The 15,067-nt window shown below is 49.9% G+C and carries 18 protein-coding genes and 1 tRNA gene; 3 read left to right on the top strand and 16 right to left on the bottom strand.

The genetic code is table 11. From position 1 onward, the window contains the following. Nucleotides 1-207 precede the first annotated feature (207 nt). Nucleotides 208-393, top strand: coding sequence for a YjzC family protein (locus ACP26L_RS35800; protein WP_426450388.1), 186 nt, complete (start codon nt 208-210; stop codon nt 391-393). Between the two features lie 89 nt (nt 394-482). Next, nucleotides 483-734, top strand: a complete 252-nt coding sequence (locus tag ACP26L_RS35805) for a hypothetical protein (protein WP_426450390.1) — start codon at nt 483-485, stop codon at nt 732-734. Between the two features lie 403 nt (nt 735-1,137). On the opposite strand, the gene ACP26L_RS35810 is transcribed toward ACP26L_RS35805, so the two are convergent. The 4 genes from ACP26L_RS35810 to ACP26L_RS35825 form a co-directional block, all read right to left on the bottom strand. Beyond that, nucleotides 1,138-1,228: transfer RNA gene (locus tag ACP26L_RS35810), tRNA-Ser, on the bottom strand. 159 nt (nt 1,229-1,387) lie between these two features. Further along, nucleotides 1,388-1,618 carry a DUF951 domain-containing protein gene (locus ACP26L_RS35815; RefSeq protein WP_426450391.1) on the bottom strand — a complete coding sequence of 77 codons (231 nt, stop codon included), beginning with the start codon at nt 1,616-1,618 and terminating at the stop codon, nt 1,388-1,390. Then, nucleotides 1,618-2,550: a mechanosensitive ion channel family protein gene (locus tag ACP26L_RS35820; protein WP_426450392.1), complete on the bottom strand. Its 933-nt coding sequence runs from the start codon at nt 2,548-2,550 to the stop codon at nt 1,618-1,620. The genes ACP26L_RS35815 and ACP26L_RS35820 overlap by 1 nt, the downstream gene beginning before the upstream one ends. A 39-nt stretch (nt 2,551-2,589) precedes the next feature. Next, nucleotides 2,590-2,832, bottom strand: coding sequence for a DUF3343 domain-containing protein (locus tag ACP26L_RS35825; protein ID WP_426455238.1), 243 nt, complete (start codon nt 2,830-2,832; stop codon nt 2,590-2,592). A 132-nt stretch (nt 2,833-2,964) separates the two neighbouring features. Between ACP26L_RS35825 and yyaC the strand changes: the two genes are divergently transcribed. Then, a complete protein-coding gene (yyaC, locus tag ACP26L_RS35830; RefSeq protein WP_426450393.1) occupies nt 2,965-3,579 on the top strand; it encodes a spore protease YyaC in 615 nt (204 codons plus the stop codon). Here yyaC and ACP26L_RS35835 read toward each other — a convergent pair. The 12 genes from ACP26L_RS35835 to rpmH form a co-directional block, all read right to left on the bottom strand. Next, entirely contained in the window at nt 3,554-4,048 is a 495-nt protein-coding gene (locus ACP26L_RS35835; protein ID WP_426450394.1) for a DUF4446 family protein, read from the bottom strand. The genes yyaC and ACP26L_RS35835 overlap by 26 nt on opposite strands. A gap of 14 nt (nt 4,049-4,062) precedes the next feature. After that, entirely contained in the window at nt 4,063-5,223 is a 1,161-nt protein-coding gene (locus tag ACP26L_RS35840; protein ID WP_426455239.1) for an aminotransferase class V-fold PLP-dependent enzyme, read from the bottom strand. A gap of 103 nt (nt 5,224-5,326) precedes the next feature. After that, nucleotides 5,327-6,187 carry a ParB/RepB/Spo0J family partition protein gene (locus ACP26L_RS35845; protein ID WP_426450396.1) on the bottom strand — a complete coding sequence of 287 codons (861 nt, stop codon included), beginning with the start codon at nt 6,185-6,187 and terminating at the stop codon, nt 5,327-5,329. After that, complete coding sequence (locus ACP26L_RS35850; RefSeq protein WP_426450397.1) at nt 6,184-6,942, bottom strand: ParA family protein; 759 nt, start codon at nt 6,940-6,942, stop codon at nt 6,184-6,186. Before ACP26L_RS35850 ends, ACP26L_RS35845 begins: the two co-directional genes overlap by 4 nt. A 259-nt stretch (nt 6,943-7,201) precedes the next feature. Next, nucleotides 7,202-8,023: a nucleoid occlusion protein gene (gene noc / locus ACP26L_RS35855; protein ID WP_426450398.1), complete on the bottom strand. Its 822-nt coding sequence runs from the start codon at nt 8,021-8,023 to the stop codon at nt 7,202-7,204. Nucleotides 8,024-8,189: 166 nt separating this feature from the next. Then, nucleotides 8,190-8,915: a 16S rRNA (guanine(527)-N(7))-methyltransferase RsmG gene (rsmG, locus tag ACP26L_RS35860; RefSeq protein ID WP_426450399.1), complete on the bottom strand. Its 726-nt coding sequence runs from the start codon at nt 8,913-8,915 to the stop codon at nt 8,190-8,192. Between the two features lie 3 nt (nt 8,916-8,918). Continuing rightward, on the bottom strand, nt 8,919-10,808 hold the full coding sequence (mnmG, locus tag ACP26L_RS35865; RefSeq protein ID WP_426450400.1) for a tRNA uridine-5-carboxymethylaminomethyl(34) synthesis enzyme MnmG: 1,890 nt from the start codon (nt 10,806-10,808) through the stop codon (nt 8,919-8,921). A 51-nt stretch (nt 10,809-10,859) separates the two neighbouring features. Beyond that, nucleotides 10,860-12,236, bottom strand: a complete 1,377-nt coding sequence (gene mnmE, locus ACP26L_RS35870; protein WP_426450402.1) for a tRNA uridine-5-carboxymethylaminomethyl(34) synthesis GTPase MnmE — start codon at nt 12,234-12,236, stop codon at nt 10,860-10,862. 77 nt (nt 12,237-12,313) lie between these two features. Then, complete coding sequence (jag, locus tag ACP26L_RS35875) at nt 12,314-12,934, bottom strand: RNA-binding cell elongation regulator Jag/EloR (protein ID WP_426450404.1); 621 nt, start codon at nt 12,932-12,934, stop codon at nt 12,314-12,316. Between the two features lie 164 nt (nt 12,935-13,098). Then, nucleotides 13,099-13,830, bottom strand: coding sequence for a membrane protein insertase YidC (yidC, locus tag ACP26L_RS35880; protein ID WP_426450405.1), 732 nt, complete (start codon nt 13,828-13,830; stop codon nt 13,099-13,101). A 66-nt stretch (nt 13,831-13,896) separates the two neighbouring features. Beyond that, on the bottom strand, nt 13,897-14,262 hold the full coding sequence (gene rnpA / locus ACP26L_RS35885) for a ribonuclease P protein component (RefSeq protein WP_426450406.1): 366 nt from the start codon (nt 14,260-14,262) through the stop codon (nt 13,897-13,899). Between the two features lie 154 nt (nt 14,263-14,416). Beyond that, complete coding sequence (gene rpmH, locus ACP26L_RS35890; protein WP_014372796.1) at nt 14,417-14,551, bottom strand: 50S ribosomal protein L34; 135 nt, start codon at nt 14,549-14,551, stop codon at nt 14,417-14,419. Between the last annotated feature and the right edge of the window lie 516 nt (nt 14,552-15,067).

Raw genomic sequence — 15,067 nt, forward strand, 5'->3', positions numbered from 1 at the left:
GCAATGCCGACAGGAGCAAGGAGCAAGAATGAATACTCAAACTCGCACCAAAGTAGTATACCAAATATAGAAACCCAAAGCAAGCTTTGAGTACGCTAGATTGAATACACAAGAGGCCCTTCATCCCTTGGAAATTTTTAAGCCTCATGACTCTCGCTTCGTATGGAAAATCTAACATTACATCAAGCGTGCAGGAGGTGAGCTTTCGTGGGAGAATGGAGCCAGTTTCGCCCCGGCGATCACGCGCCGAATGACGGCGAATATATGGAGATTGGCGAAGATGCCTTTCATATGGGAATTAACAACCCGAAGATGATCACGCTGAAGAAGGGCGAAAAATTTCCGGAGACCAGCAATCATAACCGCAAGTGGAAAAAGGTATTCCGCGGCTAATCCCGCCCCTTCCCCGTTCGGTGGACTCCGGTCCCCGGACGGCTGGTTTACTTTCATGACGGCAGCGATTGATGAAAGGAGGCGCAATTGTGCGCTACAGATACACGCTGCTCATGACCCTGATCGGTGCAGCCCTGAGTTTGGTTCACTACATCTGGCATGAGAATGATGGGATCTACCTGCTTTTCTATTCGCTCAGCGTACCGGCCTGGTTCTACCCTATATTCAAATATACGGATGTAAACCCACTGCTGCTCTACTTGCTCACCATTGCTTCCTGGGCGCTCATCGGTTATACCATTGACCGCTTTGCCGTATACCGCCGGACGCGCAGCCGGTAATCCGCCAGCCCTCCTCATCACACAAAGGAGGGTTTTATTCTTTTCAAGCTGGGGACAGCTCCAGCAATTAAGTTATCCACAACCCTGCCTGTGAATTATGTGAATTGTCAGTTTCTTCAGAATATCCACATGTGAATAAAACCCTTATCCCTTCCGGGTTTCTTCCGTCGTTCCATTCAATAAGTTATCCACAATTCAGACTGCGTTCATCCCTGATTAGGATATAGAATAGTGGTTCATATTCATATAAACTGAGGGCAACACGTACCTGAACGCTGGGATCCGCTCAAGCCTCGACCTAGTTCCCAGGCTTCATTATAATAGCAACGTAAAAAGGCCTTCTGCATCAAGGATACAGAAGGCCTTGCTATAAACCGCTGGACAGCGTTTCAATTCGAGATGGTGGCGGAAAGAGTGGGATTCGAACCCACGCACGGCTTGCGCCGCCTAGCTGATTTCGAGTCAGCCCCCTTGGGCCTCTTGGGTACCTTTCCGCATTTGAAATATCCAAAGGGACAAGTAGTATAATACCATACAACCTATCTGCTTTGCAAGCCCCTCACCAAATTTGATATCCTGAGGCGGCTCGAAGCTTACGATTCCCTGCAAGCCATCCCTTTATCCATAGCTGCTTTGATGCCTTTCCCGTACAATTAATCTTCCGAGATCGAGCCGCTGCTGCTTACGTCGGGCGCCGCAGAACGCAGCACCTTCTTCAGCTTGCTTTCGAATTTGGGCCGGGGCACAAGTACACTGTGCTTGCAGCCCACACACTTGATCCGGATGTCCATACCCATGCGGATGATTTCCATTTCATTGGTGCCGCAGGGATGCGGCTTTTTCATCTGCACAATATCGCCGAGTCCGTACTGCTTCTTCTCCATTACAACTCCGCCTTTTCGTTTCGATGATACGTTACCACTCGGGGATAAGGAATCTGGATGCCGCTCGCTTCAAACGCTTTTTTGATCAACGAATAAAGATCGCGCGCAACACCGAACTGGGCATTCGGTTTGCATTCGGCGGTTAAACGCAGAGTAATCTCGGAGATGCCCATCGTCTGGACACCAAGCACCTGAGGAGCCTTTACAATATCCATACTCTTCTCGTAATAAGCCTCCGCGGTATCCTTGAGAATTTGAATGGCTTGGTCAATATCCGTTTCGTAAGTGACATTCACATCAACAACGGCCAGGGAGTTGTTCACAGAGAAATTCGTTACTTGGTTGATGGTTCCGTTCGGGAGGATATGAATTTCCCCGGTCCAGCTTTTGATTCTTGTCACCCGTAGCCCGATCTCTTCCACGGAACCTTTGTAATTCCCGACCTGAATGACATCGCCTACCGCAAATTGATCCTCGAAAATAATAAAGAAGCCTGTAATCACATCTTTAACAAGGCTCTGTGCCCCGAAACCTATTGCGAGGCCCAAGACACCGGCACCTGCCAAAACGGGGCCTAAATTCACATTGAACTGGCTCAGAATCATAAGGATCAGAATAAAGTTAACCACATAGGTAACGATATTTCTTACCAGCTTCCCGATCGTCTCGGTTCTGCGACGGCTGAAATGAATCGGCCCTTTATCCCGCGCCTCCAGCATACCGTCGATAATTTTATCGGCAAGCTTAATAACCAGCCTTCCCACAATCAGCAGAATTAGAATCTTCAGAGCCGTAAACAATATCGCCATCCACATGCCGGGATCCGAGACATAATCGACCGTCTTATTCTGGAACCGGAACCAGGCCTCTTTCCAGCCTTCCGTATCCAGCACTTCCACACTGATTGACTTCCACAATAATGGTGTGTTCATTGCCTCTCCACCTTATTTCACTATCCTTTTATTTCTATTCTATACAACTATCGTAACATAGGCGCCTTCTTTCTTACAAAAGATTCCGCGAATTTCTACTTTCTCTTCCTCTATGATCTGCAGCACTTGAACCAATGCCTCTTCCGGAAATTCTAGTGATAAGGCACATCCGGCTGTAACCTCTTTGGGCGTCGGACACATATCATTTTCTATGTCGGCATACTCCAGCAGCATTTCTGCTCTTAATGCCTGCTGTGTCGAGTCGAAAGCCATGAGCAGCAAATCGTCCACCTCGGGTTTGTTTTTTGGTGATCTACGTATAAATCTTCCCTATCAACCGTATACTAGTAACACCTAATTTCGAAGAACAGCCCATCCGTTCTTCACCCAATTCCTCTAGCGGGAGGCCCTTATATGAAACTGCCATTTCATAGAGATTCACACAAAGAGAAAGAACCCGACCCCCTTAAGATCATGCACTCAGAGAGCAACTGTATTGAACTGCTCTCTGAACGTCTGATCGCCTCCCTGCAGCATGTGCCTTCCCAGCAGCCCATCGTTCTGGTTTGTGTCGGAACAGACCGTTCGACAGGAGATGCTCTCGGACCTTTGGTTGGCTCTCATCTGAGAAGATTGAATGTCGACGGGCTTCATTTATACGGCACGCTTGATCATCCGGTTCATGCCATGAATCTGAATGAAACGCTCAATACGATACACCAGCACTATAACAACCCTTTTATCATCGCCATCGATGCATGCCTTGGCCAGCTGACAAGCGTCGGATGCATTCAGGTTGGCCAGGGTCCCGTCAAGCCGGGTGCAGGGGTCAACAAGGAACTTCCACCTGTAGGTCATATGCATGTCACGGGAATTGTGAATGTCGGCGGCTTTATGGAGTATTTTGTGCTGCAGAACACCCGGCTTTCGCTCGTTATGAACATGGCCGAAATTATCGCCAAATCGTTCTACTGTGCCTTGGCGGGCAAACAGCGCTGGTCGTCTACCCCTTTAGCGAGGATCGAGTGATCGCTTCTCTCTCTTCAGGTGTCAGTACATATTTAGAAGTGCCACCCTCTATGGGTTTGGCATACAGATAAGTGTTATCCCGGCTGTGAATTCCACTCAGTACCACTCCGCTTTGGTTATCATCCAGGATAGCTACGGAGAAACTCAAGTCACTTCCTGTTTCTGCAAACGCATTGAATCGGTACACACCAACATGGGATTTCATGCTTGTCATCCGCTGACGGATGAGCTTCAGCTCCTGCTCCATAGCATGGGAACGTTCAGCCTGCCCTTCCCACTGATCCTGAAGGCGGGCTACGATCGTTTCCATATCCATATCGCCCATCCCGCCCATCATCCGGGTGTAGCTTTTACGCAGCTTATTCAATTTTACCCATAAGGCAATCATCACAACCAAAAACACAAATACGATAAAGGAAGCCATCAGCAGAACGACTTCTGTCGGTATCTCTAACACTCGCTCTTCCACTTTCCATCCTCCTGCTACTTTGAACCGATATGCTGCGCGATCTCGCGGACAGCCTGAACAAACCGATCTGCTTCATCCTCGGTTGTGTGACATCCGACGCTGGCTCGTACAGCCCCCCACTGGGTCGTGCCGGCGGTTTCATGGGCCAGCGGCGTGCAGTGAAATCCGGCCCTGACAGCGATGCCGAACGATTGATCCAGGATAAAGGCAACTTCCGAGGAATCCGCATTTGCCAAGGTGAATGACACAAGCCCGGTTCTCTCTTCCCCGGCGGCCGGGCCAAGCAACTGGATCCCCTGGATCTCGCTCAACCCTTGCATCATCCGCTGGGTCAGACTCCATTCGGCCGCATAGATCGCTTCGACGGTTTTCTCTTCGATGTATTTCATTCCTTCTATTAATCCGGCGATGCCTACTGTATTTTGCGTGCCTGCTTCATACCGGTCGGGCCGCACATTCGGCTGCTCGATGGCTTCCGATTGGCTTCCTGTTCCACCATGAAGCAGCGGCTCCAGGACCAGATCCGGATGAAGATACAATCCCCCGGTTCCCTGCGGGCCAAGCAGACCTTTGTGACCCGGAAAAGCCAGCATATGTATTCCCATGCGTCCGACGTCAATTGGCAGAACCCCAGCAGATTGAGCCGCATCGACGAGCAGCTTGATGCCCTTGTCTTCGCACAGCTGCCCCAGGCTTGCAACAGGAAGAATGCTGCCCAGCAGGTTCGAACTGTGGCTGCAGACGATGAGCTTCGTATGGCTGCGGACTTCTTCTTTGACGCGGTCCATATTCAAGTTCCCCGCAGCATCCGTTTCCACATAGGTAACCTGGACTCCATATCTTCGCTTCACATATTCCAGGGGCCGCCGAACGGAGTTATGTTCTACGGAGGTACAGATCACATGGTCACCTTCCGAGAGAAAACCCTGAATGGCTTGATTCAAGGCCATTGTCGTATTTAGTGCATACGAGATATCATTCGGATTACGGACACCGAACAATTTGGCCAAGCGTTTTCGGCCTTCGAATAAGGTACGGCTAGCCTTCACCGCCATACTGTGGCTTCCCCTGCCCGGATTAGCAGCGTACTGCTCCAAGCACTCCTGCATGGCTTGCAGCACTTGTGGAGGTTTCGGCCATGAGGATGCGGCATGATCCAGATATATCGTCTCGATCGAACTCACCCCGATCATATATTATAGAATTCCAAAAAGATAGCATCCCTAGTGTGCCTGAGCGCTTCAGGCGTTATCCCGGGGATGCTATCCGTTGGCGTTTCTAGGACGTTTTGCCCTGCAGCAGTTCCAGCAGACGATCCAAGTCATCCTTGGAGAAGTAGAGAAGCTCAATCTTACCTTTATTGCTGTTCCCATGTCTTATCTTTACCGTCGTTCGATAAGTTTCACGGAGTGACTCTTCCAATTCATTGATGTACGGGTCTTTTCGCTTTTGCTTCTGTTTTACTTTTTTGGAGTCAGACTTCTCTTCAAGCTTTTTCACTTCTTCTTCGAGCTCGCGTACACTCCATTGTTCTTTGATGGCGGTATCTGCTAATGCCTTCATAACTTTTTTATCCTTAAGGCCAGCAATTGCCTTAGCATGTCCCATGGAAAGTGTTCCACGTGAAACATAGTTTTTCACTTCTTCCGGAAGCTGAAGCAGTCTCAAGAAGTTGGCGATATGAGAGCGGCTCTTGCCTACTTTAACGGATAGCTCTTCCTGCGTAAGTGAGAACTGATCGATCAACGCCTGGTAGGCAATCGCGATTTCCATAGCGTTCAGATCTTCCCGCTGTACGTTTTCGATGAGCGCGATTTCCATGACCTGCTGATCCGTAAACTTTTTTACTACGGCAGGCACGGTCGCGAGTCCGCATTTCTGAGAAGCTCGGAACCGGCGTTCACCGGCAATGATCTCATACCCCTTAAGAACACTGCGTACGATAATGGGTTGAATGACGCCATGTTCTTTGATTGAATCTGCAAGCTCCTGAATCGTCTCATCATTAAAATTCCGGCGCGGCTGGTAGGGGTTGGCACGCAGCTGTGCAAGGGGGATTTCAACGACTTTATCATCTTCATTAATACTGAGGGCAGGCAAAAGTGCATCCAATCCTTTTCCAAGTGGTCTTTTACTCACAGTGCGATCACTTCCTTTGCAAGCTCCATATACACTTCTGCCCCTTTGGAACGCGGATCATAAGTAATAATGGACTGACCATGGCTTGGTGCTTCGCTTAAACGTACATTGCGTGGAATGATGGTCTGATACACCTTCTGCTGGAAGTACTTTTTCACTTCTTCGATAACCTGCATTCCCAGATTGGTTCGTGCATCAAACATGGTTAGGAGCACCCCTTCAATTTGAAGATGGGTGTTCAGATGCTTCTGAACCAAACGAACGGTGTTGAGCAGCTGGCTCAAGCCTTCGAGGGCGTAATACTCACATTGAATTGGAATAATGACAGAATCCGCTGCAGTTAAGGAATTCACGGTTAAGATGCCAAGTGAAGGAGGACAGTCGATGAGAATATAATCGAACATAGGCTTAACAAGCTGAAGTGCTTTCTTGAGGCGAACTTCTCGGGAGATGGTTGGCACCAATTCGATCTCGGCTCCGGCCAGCTGAATGGTTGCCGGAATAATCTTGAGATTCTCGATGGCCGTATCACACATCGCATCCTTCGGATGAATGTCATTGATAAGCACATCGTAGATGCAGTAAGCCACATCCGCTTTGTTGACCCCAATTCCGCTTGTTGTGTTACCCTGTGGGTCTATGTCCACCAGCAGCACCTTTTTTCCTAACGATGCCAAGGATGCGCCGAGATTGACTGAAGTAGTCGTTTTCCCTACTCCGCCTTTTTGATTCGTTATGGCAATAATTTTAGACAACTAAATTCACCTCAAATAACCAAACTGGGTAGGATCTTCAATGATGTTTTATTCTAATCACCTAAACTGAAAGCGTATCAACGGCTGATAATCGACATAAAAAGAAAAATCATCAGAGAGTGTTTATCTTGCTCTCCAATGACCGTTTAACACAAGGAGACACAGATATCCCAGCTATTGTGTCTCTGGACGCACCTGCCTAACACCTAGGAGAGACAGGGTTTCCTTATCTATATACCATGCAACGGGTACTTCTATTTTATCGTTTTGGTATTCGAATTACAATCTCATAATGATCCTCGTGATCCTGTTCAGTCGTGTTGATAGGCAGTCCTGAGGAAGTGACCATATCAACGGATTGACGGATCGTATTCAGCGCCAGCCGGACATCCTTGGAATAGGAGACTCGCTTTGATTTATTTTTAACCTTAGCTGCTTCCTTGAAAAAGGCAATACGTGCTTCCGTCTGCTTGACATTTAGTTCCTTTGAAATGATATCGTCCAGAACTTTCAATTGAAGCTCCTCTTGATCTAACGAAAGCAGAGCACGAGCATGACGTTCGGTAATCTTGCGGTCCATCAAGGCTTGTTTGACCGGTTCACTAAGCTGAAGAAGCCGGATCTTATTAGCAATCGTGGATTGACTCTTGCCTAACCGCTGAGCAAGGCTTTCCTGTGTGAGGCTGTGCATATCAATCAGCTGCTGATAAGCAATAGCCTCTTCAATAGCGGTCAAGCCTTCACGCTGCAGATTCTCAATCAGCGCAATGGATGCAGCCTGCGAATCATTAAAATCACGAATAATAGCAGGGATGGTCTCGTAACCGAGTTTCTTCCCCGCTCTCCAACGCCGCTCGCCTGCGATCAACTCATACTTGTTATTCCGAATGCGGACTACAATCGGTTGAATGAAGCCATGCGTTTTAATTGTTTGGCATAATTCGTCAATCCGCTCATCGTCAAAAATCGTTCGAGGCTGATAGGGACTGGGAACGATATCATTGACTGGAACATGTTTTACTTCGTCTGCAGACGATGCCTTTTCAACAAATCCAAACAGCTTTGAGATGTGCTCCTTCATTACGCTAACCACCCGATCTTTTTCACCGATAAGTATCCTGCTTCTGTAGTAATTCTCCAAAACCAAGCTGAATTCCTGCTTGCTGTATGTACAACTTTGTTGTAGGTTTCTACAATTTGGTGACAGCAATGGGTTTATCTGTTCCACGTGAAACAAAAAACCGCTGCTAAGACAGCAGCGGCTCTTTCAAAGGCAAACCGGCTTTTCTAGGATACTTGCCAGGTGTGGAGTCGGTTTTCTTTGTCACGACGAGATGACGTACAGATTCCTCGAGAGGAAGGATAAAGCGGTGAGTCTCCACAACTTCGGCTTGAAGTTCTTGAAGACTGCGCTCGGCTTCCTTCAGCTCATCCCCAATGTCCTGTCCTTTCATGGCTACGAAGAGCCCGCCCACGGAGGTGAACGGAAGACAAAACTCGTTGAGTACGGCCAATCGGGCCACCGCTCTTGCCGTAACGAGATCATAACGGTCACGGTGTGCTGCCTGCCTTGCCACATCCTCAGCCCGGCCATGAACGCAGGTCACATTGGACAAACCCAAAGCCATTGACAGATGGTTCAAGAACTGGATCCTTTTATTTAAAGAATCTACAATCGTCACCTGCAGGTGTGGAAATGCAATTTTGAGAGGAATGCTTGGAAATCCCGCTCCGGAACCGATATCCGCTAGAGCTGCATGATCATCTACCCGAACATAAAAAGCCAGAGAGAGCGAATCAAAGAAATGTTTAAGATAAACCTGCTCTCTCTCCGTAATCCCGGTCAAATTCATTCGCTCGTTCCAGTCCACCAGCTCGCGGTAATACAATTCGAACTGATTGAGCTGCGGTGCATCCAGAGCAATGCCATGCGGCTTAAGCATCTCTATAAATTGTTGTTGTACTGCATCCATGGGTTAACCTCTCGCAGCGATGACTTTATTGTAATGCTCCAAATGCACCAGCAGAATGGAGATATCAGCCGGGGTAACACCGGAGATCCGCGAAGCCTGACCGATGGAGATCGGTCTGATCTTGCTCAGCTTCTGTTTCGCCTCCATCGCAATACCATGAATGTCTTCGTAGATGATATCGTCCGGAATACGCTTCTTCTCCATCTTCCGCAGCCGTTCTACCTGCAGCAGCTGCTTCTCGATATATCCGCTGTACTTCACTTGAATCTCAACCTGCTCTTTCATATCTTCCGTCAATTCGTAAGGCGACGGAGAGAGCGAGTGGAGATGCTCATAAGATACTTCCGGACGGCGGAGCAGCGAGAGCAGATCAACCGAGTTATTAATCTCCGCACTGCCGGCGGACGCAAGCAGACTCTGAACGTCTGCCGTTGGCTTTACCTTGGTCGTCCTCAGCCGCTCAAGTTCTTCTTCTACCCGCGTCACCTTCTCCTGGAACTGGGCGTAGCGTTCAGGAGAGATCAGTCCGATATCGTAACCGATCGGAGTCAGACGCAGGTCTGCATTATCGTGACGGAGCAGCAGACGATATTCGGCACGGGAAGTCAGGAGGCGGTACGGTTCGCTGGTTCCTTTGGTTACGAGATCGTCGATAAGCACACCAATATAAGCTTCCGACCGGTCTAGGATCACGGGCTCTTTCTGCTGAACTTTGCGCGCCGCGTTGATCCCAGCCATGATCCCCTGTCCTGCCGCTTCCTCATACCCGGAGGTCCCGTTGATTTGTCCGGCTGTGAACAGTCCATCAATCACCTTGGTTTCAAGGGATGGCTTCAACTGTGTTGGCACGACCGCATCATACTCGATTGCGTAGCCTGTACGCATCATTTCCACTTTCTCCAGTCCTGGAATGGATCGAAGAATCTGCAGCTGCACGTCTTCCGGCATGGAAGTCGACAATCCCTGCACGTAGTACTCCTTTGTATTTCGTCCTTCCGGCTCAAGGAAAATCTGGTGCTTCGGCTTATCGCTGAAGCGTACGATTTTGTCTTCGATCGACGGGCAGTAACGCGGACCTGTACCTTCAATCGCGCCGGAGAACATCGGAGCCCGGTGGAGATTATCATTAATAATCTGATGGGTCGCTTCCGATGTATAGGTCAGCCAGCATGGAAGCTGGTCGGGAACTTCCTTGGTCGTCTCGTGAGAGAAGAACTTCGGCTTCTCATCTCCCGGCTGAATGGAGGTTTGGGAGAAATCAATCGTATCCCCGTGCACACGCGGCGGAGTCCCCGTCTTGAAGCGGACCAGTTCCAAGCCATGCTTTCGCAGGTCTTCCGACAGTTTGATCGAAGGCTGTTGGTTATTCGGGCCGCTTTCATACATGAGCTCGCCCATAATAATTTTGCCCCGCAGATACGTCCCCGTCGTCAGCACGATCGCTTTCCCGTAGTACGTCGCTCCCGTTTTTGTAATCACACCGCGGCACACGCCGTCTTCAACAATGAGCTCTTCCGCCATGCCTTGACGAAGCGTCAGCCCATCGGTTTTTTCAATCGTTTCCTTCATCGTTTGCTGGTACAGGAATTTGTCCGCCTGTGCACGAAGTGCATGAACGGCAGGTCCTTTCCCTGTGTTCAGCATCCGCATTTGAATGTAAGTCTTGTCGATATTACGACCCATCTCGCCGCCCAGGGCATCAATCTCACGGACTACGTGTCCTTTGGCCGGTCCACCAACCGAAGGGTTGCACGGCATGAAAGCGACCATATCCAGGTTGATGGTCAGCAGCAGCGTCTCACATCCCATTCGTGCGGATGCCAGGGCAGCTTCGACACCGGCATGACCGGCTCCAATGACGATAACGTCGTATTCGCCTGCTGTATAACTCATCGATGTACCTCCTCTATAAAACCTCGTTATCCTTTATATTAAGAAAACCTCTTATTTACCAAGACAAAATTGCGAGAAAATCTGATCGATCAGCGATTCACTGACCGAGTCTCCAATAATCTCGCCCAGATGCTCCCACGCATTGCGGATGTCGATCTGAATCATATCAATCGGCACGAAGCTCTCGGCCGCTTGGTAGGCTTCGGTCAATGCGGTGCGTGCCTGCTTCAATAAGCCGATATGCCGGGCATTGCTAACATACGTCAGGTCACTTGATTCTACCTGACCACTGAAGAAAAGGCCAGCAATAGCTTTTTCCAAGTCGGCAATACCCTGTTGGGCCAAGATGGACATAGGTACCACATGCTCGCTGCCGAATGCCTCGGTGAGAAAATCCATCTCAATCTGCTGGGGCAAGTCCTGCTTATTGATGATCGCGATCACCTGACGCCCGCGCAGCTGTTCGATCAGTGCAAGCTCATCAGGCTGCAGAGGCTCGGCTCCGTTGAACACGAGCAGAATGAGATCGGCGTCACTGAGAGCCTGCCGGGATTTTTCGACACCGATCTGCTCGACGAGATCCGACGTTTCACGGATACCGGCCGTGTCGAGAAGCTTTAGCGGAATCCCATTCACGTGGACGTACTCTTCCACCACATCCCGGGTTGTGCCTGCAATCTCAGTTACGATCGCCCGCTCTTCCTGTGCCAGTGTATTCATCAGAGAGGATTTGCCGACATTCGGTCTGCCGATAATCGCGGTTACCAAGCCTTCCCGGAGAATCTTGCCCTGCTGGGCCGTATTGAGCAGATGTTCAATATCCGCAAGAGCTGCCGTACACTTGTCCTTAATGAACAAGTTGGTGAGCTCCTCCACGTCATGCTCCGGGTAATCGATATTGACTTCGATATGGGCCATGAGCTCGACCAGACGGTGGCGCAGCTCCTTGATCCGCTTCGAGAGCGTCCCCTCGGACTGCTTCAAGGCAATGCGGAACGCCCGGTCGGACTTGGCCCGGATGAGGTCAATGACCGCTTCTGCCTGGGACAGGTCTATCCGTCCGTTGAGATAGGCCCGTTTCGTAAATTCACCGGGCTCGGCCAGCCGCGCTCCGTGCTCGAGGAGAAGATCCAGCACTTTGCGGACTGAGACGAAGCCCCCATGACAGGAGATCTCGACTACATCCTCCTTCGTGAACGAGCGCGGTGCCCGCATGACGGTTACGAGCACTTCCTCCGTACGGATGCCTGTCTCAGGTTCCCGGATATATCCGTAATTCACCGTGTGCGTTTCAACCTCGGCCAGCTTCTTCTTACCGGCAAAAATCCGGTCGCTTACCGCTACAGCATCGTCTCCGCTAACCCGGATCACTGCGATCCCGCCTTCTCCCGAAGGGGTGGCAATCGCTGCGATGGTGTCCTGATTCATGATGATGTCCTCCAAATTCCTTCGATCTAAAGAAAAAGCAATGAAGTCATACTGCGATGACGACATTGCAACGGGATCTAACGTAATACGATAACCACCCGGCGGTTCGGTTCGTCTCCCCGGGAGAAGGTGCGCACCTTCGCATGCTGCTGAAGCTGGGAATGAATCACCTTGCGTTCCTGAGGTGACATCGGCTCCAGGACCACTTCCTTCTTCGTGCGGATCACCCTCTCGGCCAGACGGTCCGCGAGCCCCCGAAGGGTCTGCTTGCGGCGTTCACGGAACTGCTCGGCGTCGAGAACGATACGCACATGATGGTCGGCGTACCGGTTGGCAACGATATTCACCAGATACTGAAGGGCGTCAAGCGTCTGTCCCCGCCGCCCGATGAGCATACCGAGCTCACCGCCGAAGAGGTGCAGCTCCGTTCCTTCCTTGGTCAGCTTTCGTTCTATTCTTACACCGGGAAGCTCCATCGCTTCCATTACCTCTTGAAGAAAGCTTTCCGCTTCTTCGATCGGATCCGGAAGCACTTCAAGCTCCACCTTCGCTTCTTTGACTCCGATGAGTCCGAACAATCCTTTGGACGGATGCTCGAGCACCGTACTGGATACACGGTCCTCCGGAACACCCAGCTGCCTCAAACCGCTCGCGACCGCTTCCTCGATGGTCTTCCCCGTCACCACGATTTTCTTCATCTGGCCACCTCTTCTGAAATTAGTTCTTTAATTTCAGCGATCTCTGCCAGAAGCAGAGATCATCCCGGATTACCTGAATTGTTACATGAAGCAGCGGAGATCCAAGATTCGCGGATGCGAGAAGCGGCGGCCTCCCTTCCTCCTGCCGGCAAGAAGCGTGCTGCTTACTTCTTGACCGAACCGTCTTTCGGCTGGCGGTACAGGAAGTAGGATTGTACGATCGTAAAGATGTTGCTGTATACCCAGTACAGCGGCAGTGCCGAAGCGAAGTTCATCGCCATCACGAAGATCAGGATCGGGAAGATGAACATCAGGCTCTGCATCTGCGGATTCATCTGCGACGACATGACCTTTTGCTGTAGGTAGGTGGTTAATGCGGCGAGAAGCGGAAGAATATAATAAGGATCCTTCGTTCCAAGCTGCATCCAGAGGAACGAGTGGGTTCCGATTTCGGTATTACGCATAATGGCATTATACAAAGCGATCAGAATCGGCATTTGAACGAGCACAGGCAGACAGCCGGCCAGCGGATTAACGCCTTCCTTCTGGAACAGCTTCATGGTCTCTTCCTGCTGTTTCTTCGGATCGTCCTTATACTTGTCCTTGATTTTCTTCATCTCCGGCTGCAGATCCTGCATCCGCTTGGAACTGCGGTACTGCTTCAGCGTCAGAGGGAGGATAATGAGACGGATAATAATCGTCACGACAAGGATCGACAGTCCGTACGAACCCCACATGAGGTCCGCAAACCAATCAAGCGTGTTCGCTAAGGGACCGACGGCGAATCTGTCCCACATACTTTTGCTGGGATCGATAGGAGCATTGGCGGGAGAACAGCCCGCAAGCAGCAGAAATACCGCAAAGAACGGTATGTATTGAAGTGATCGGCGCGTCAAAAGAACATCCTCCCAGTTTCATCTTTTCCAATAATACACTATATCATATCTCCGTCAGCAAAGAAACTAATCCCTGCGCGGCACTTCCTCTTTCTTCTGAAGGAGGGACGCCCGTTTAAAGACGTGGAACACGCTCTTTTCCATCTCGTGATAGGTCATTTGCGCAGCCGGCTTGCGGGCGATGAGAATCAGATCGTAGCCGCGCGGCATCCGGGCCGCATTTAATCTTACGATTTCCTTGAGCACCCGGCGGATCCGGTTGCGGACAACCGCATTCCCGAGCTTTTTGCTCACCGACACCCCAAAGCGGAAGGATGCCAGCTGCGGCTGAAACTTATAATATAGAACGAATTGATGATTCGCCGCCGATTTTCCATGCCGGTACACTTTATCAAAGTATTCTCTTTTGGTCAGACGATTCTTCTTCTCCACGTATTATCGCGCTCCCAGCTTGCCCACCCGTTATTGCCACAACTTCTTTATCCTATACGGAAGTGAGCGGTTTTAAACCTGGCTCCCCGTGTCCGGAGCACATCTATTTATAAGTAACAATAAAAAAAGACCACCTGTACAGTGGTCTTTCGTCTTATGCGCTGAGTACTTTACGGCCCTTCAGTCGACGAGCGGCCAGTACTTTGCGACCATTCTTCGTGCTCATTCTTTTACGGAAGCCATGAACTTTGCTGCGCTTTCTGACATTCGGTTTAAATGTCGGTCTCATTGATCGTGCACCTCCTTACTTCAGGAAACTCGTTCCCTTTGAAAATACCTTTCAACATTAAACCACTTCCGGGCCCAAAAGTCAATCCTGAGCAGACCGCAAAGTTATACACACCCCTCGGCTGCTCGCTGGTCAAACCGACGAAAACCGCCTGTGTATAATTTTTTTGCGGATCTCCACAGCTTTTGTCGAATTGCAAACAGAATATTAACAATATCTAGTGCTGTTGATAAGTATTTCACACTAGGTGTAGGTAGTGTGGATAAAACCAAAAGTTCCGTTGCGCAGCGGGGTCATTTTTGATATCATGAGTATGTTTTCCGTTGTGGATATAACTTTTTGTCAACAATGTTATCAACAGCCTGTGGATATCTTTGTGAACAATTTTCAGGCCCTCTGTATAATTTTGTTTCCGCCGCCCTGCATAATGTGGATAGTTCCGACACCATTCCGTTTTTTTCTACAGGATCACGGCTTACGCCACACCGGTTATTTTTTTGAAGGAGTGAATACATT

It is taken from the genome of Paenibacillus sp. S-38 (assembly GCF_049942825.1).
Classification (GTDB): Bacteria; Bacillota; Bacilli; order Paenibacillales; family NBRC-103111; genus Paenibacillus_G.

Excerpts from the sequence above, each read along its gene's own strand:
- ACP26L_RS35815 (WP_426450391.1), bottom strand. The coding sequence starts at position 1,618 with ATGGAGAAGAAGCAGTACGGACTCGGCGATATTGTGCAGATGAAAAAG.
- rsmG (WP_426450399.1), bottom strand. The coding sequence starts at position 8,915 with ATGGATGCAGTACAACAACAATTTATAGAGATGCTTAAGCCGCATGGC.
- noc (WP_426450398.1), bottom strand. The coding sequence starts at position 8,023 with ATGAAGGAGCACATCTCAAAGCTGTTTGGATTTGTTGAAAAGGCATCG.
- jag (WP_426450404.1), bottom strand. The coding sequence starts at position 12,934 with ATGAAGAAAATCGTGGTGACGGGGAAGACCATCGAGGAAGCGGTCGCG.
- yyaC (WP_426450393.1), top strand. The coding sequence starts at position 2,965 with ATGAAACTGCCATTTCATAGAGATTCACACAAAGAGAAAGAACCCGAC.
- rpmH (WP_014372796.1), bottom strand. The coding sequence starts at position 14,551 with ATGAGACCGACATTTAAACCGAATGTCAGAAAGCGCAGCAAAGTTCAT.
- mnmG (WP_426450400.1), bottom strand. The coding sequence starts at position 10,808 with ATGAGTTATACAGCAGGCGAATACGACGTTATCGTCATTGGAGCCGGT.
- mnmE (WP_426450402.1), bottom strand. The coding sequence starts at position 12,236 with ATGAATCAGGACACCATCGCAGCGATTGCCACCCCTTCGGGAGAAGGC.
- ACP26L_RS35820 (WP_426450392.1), bottom strand. The coding sequence starts at position 2,550 with ATGAACACACCATTATTGTGGAAGTCAATCAGTGTGGAAGTGCTGGAT.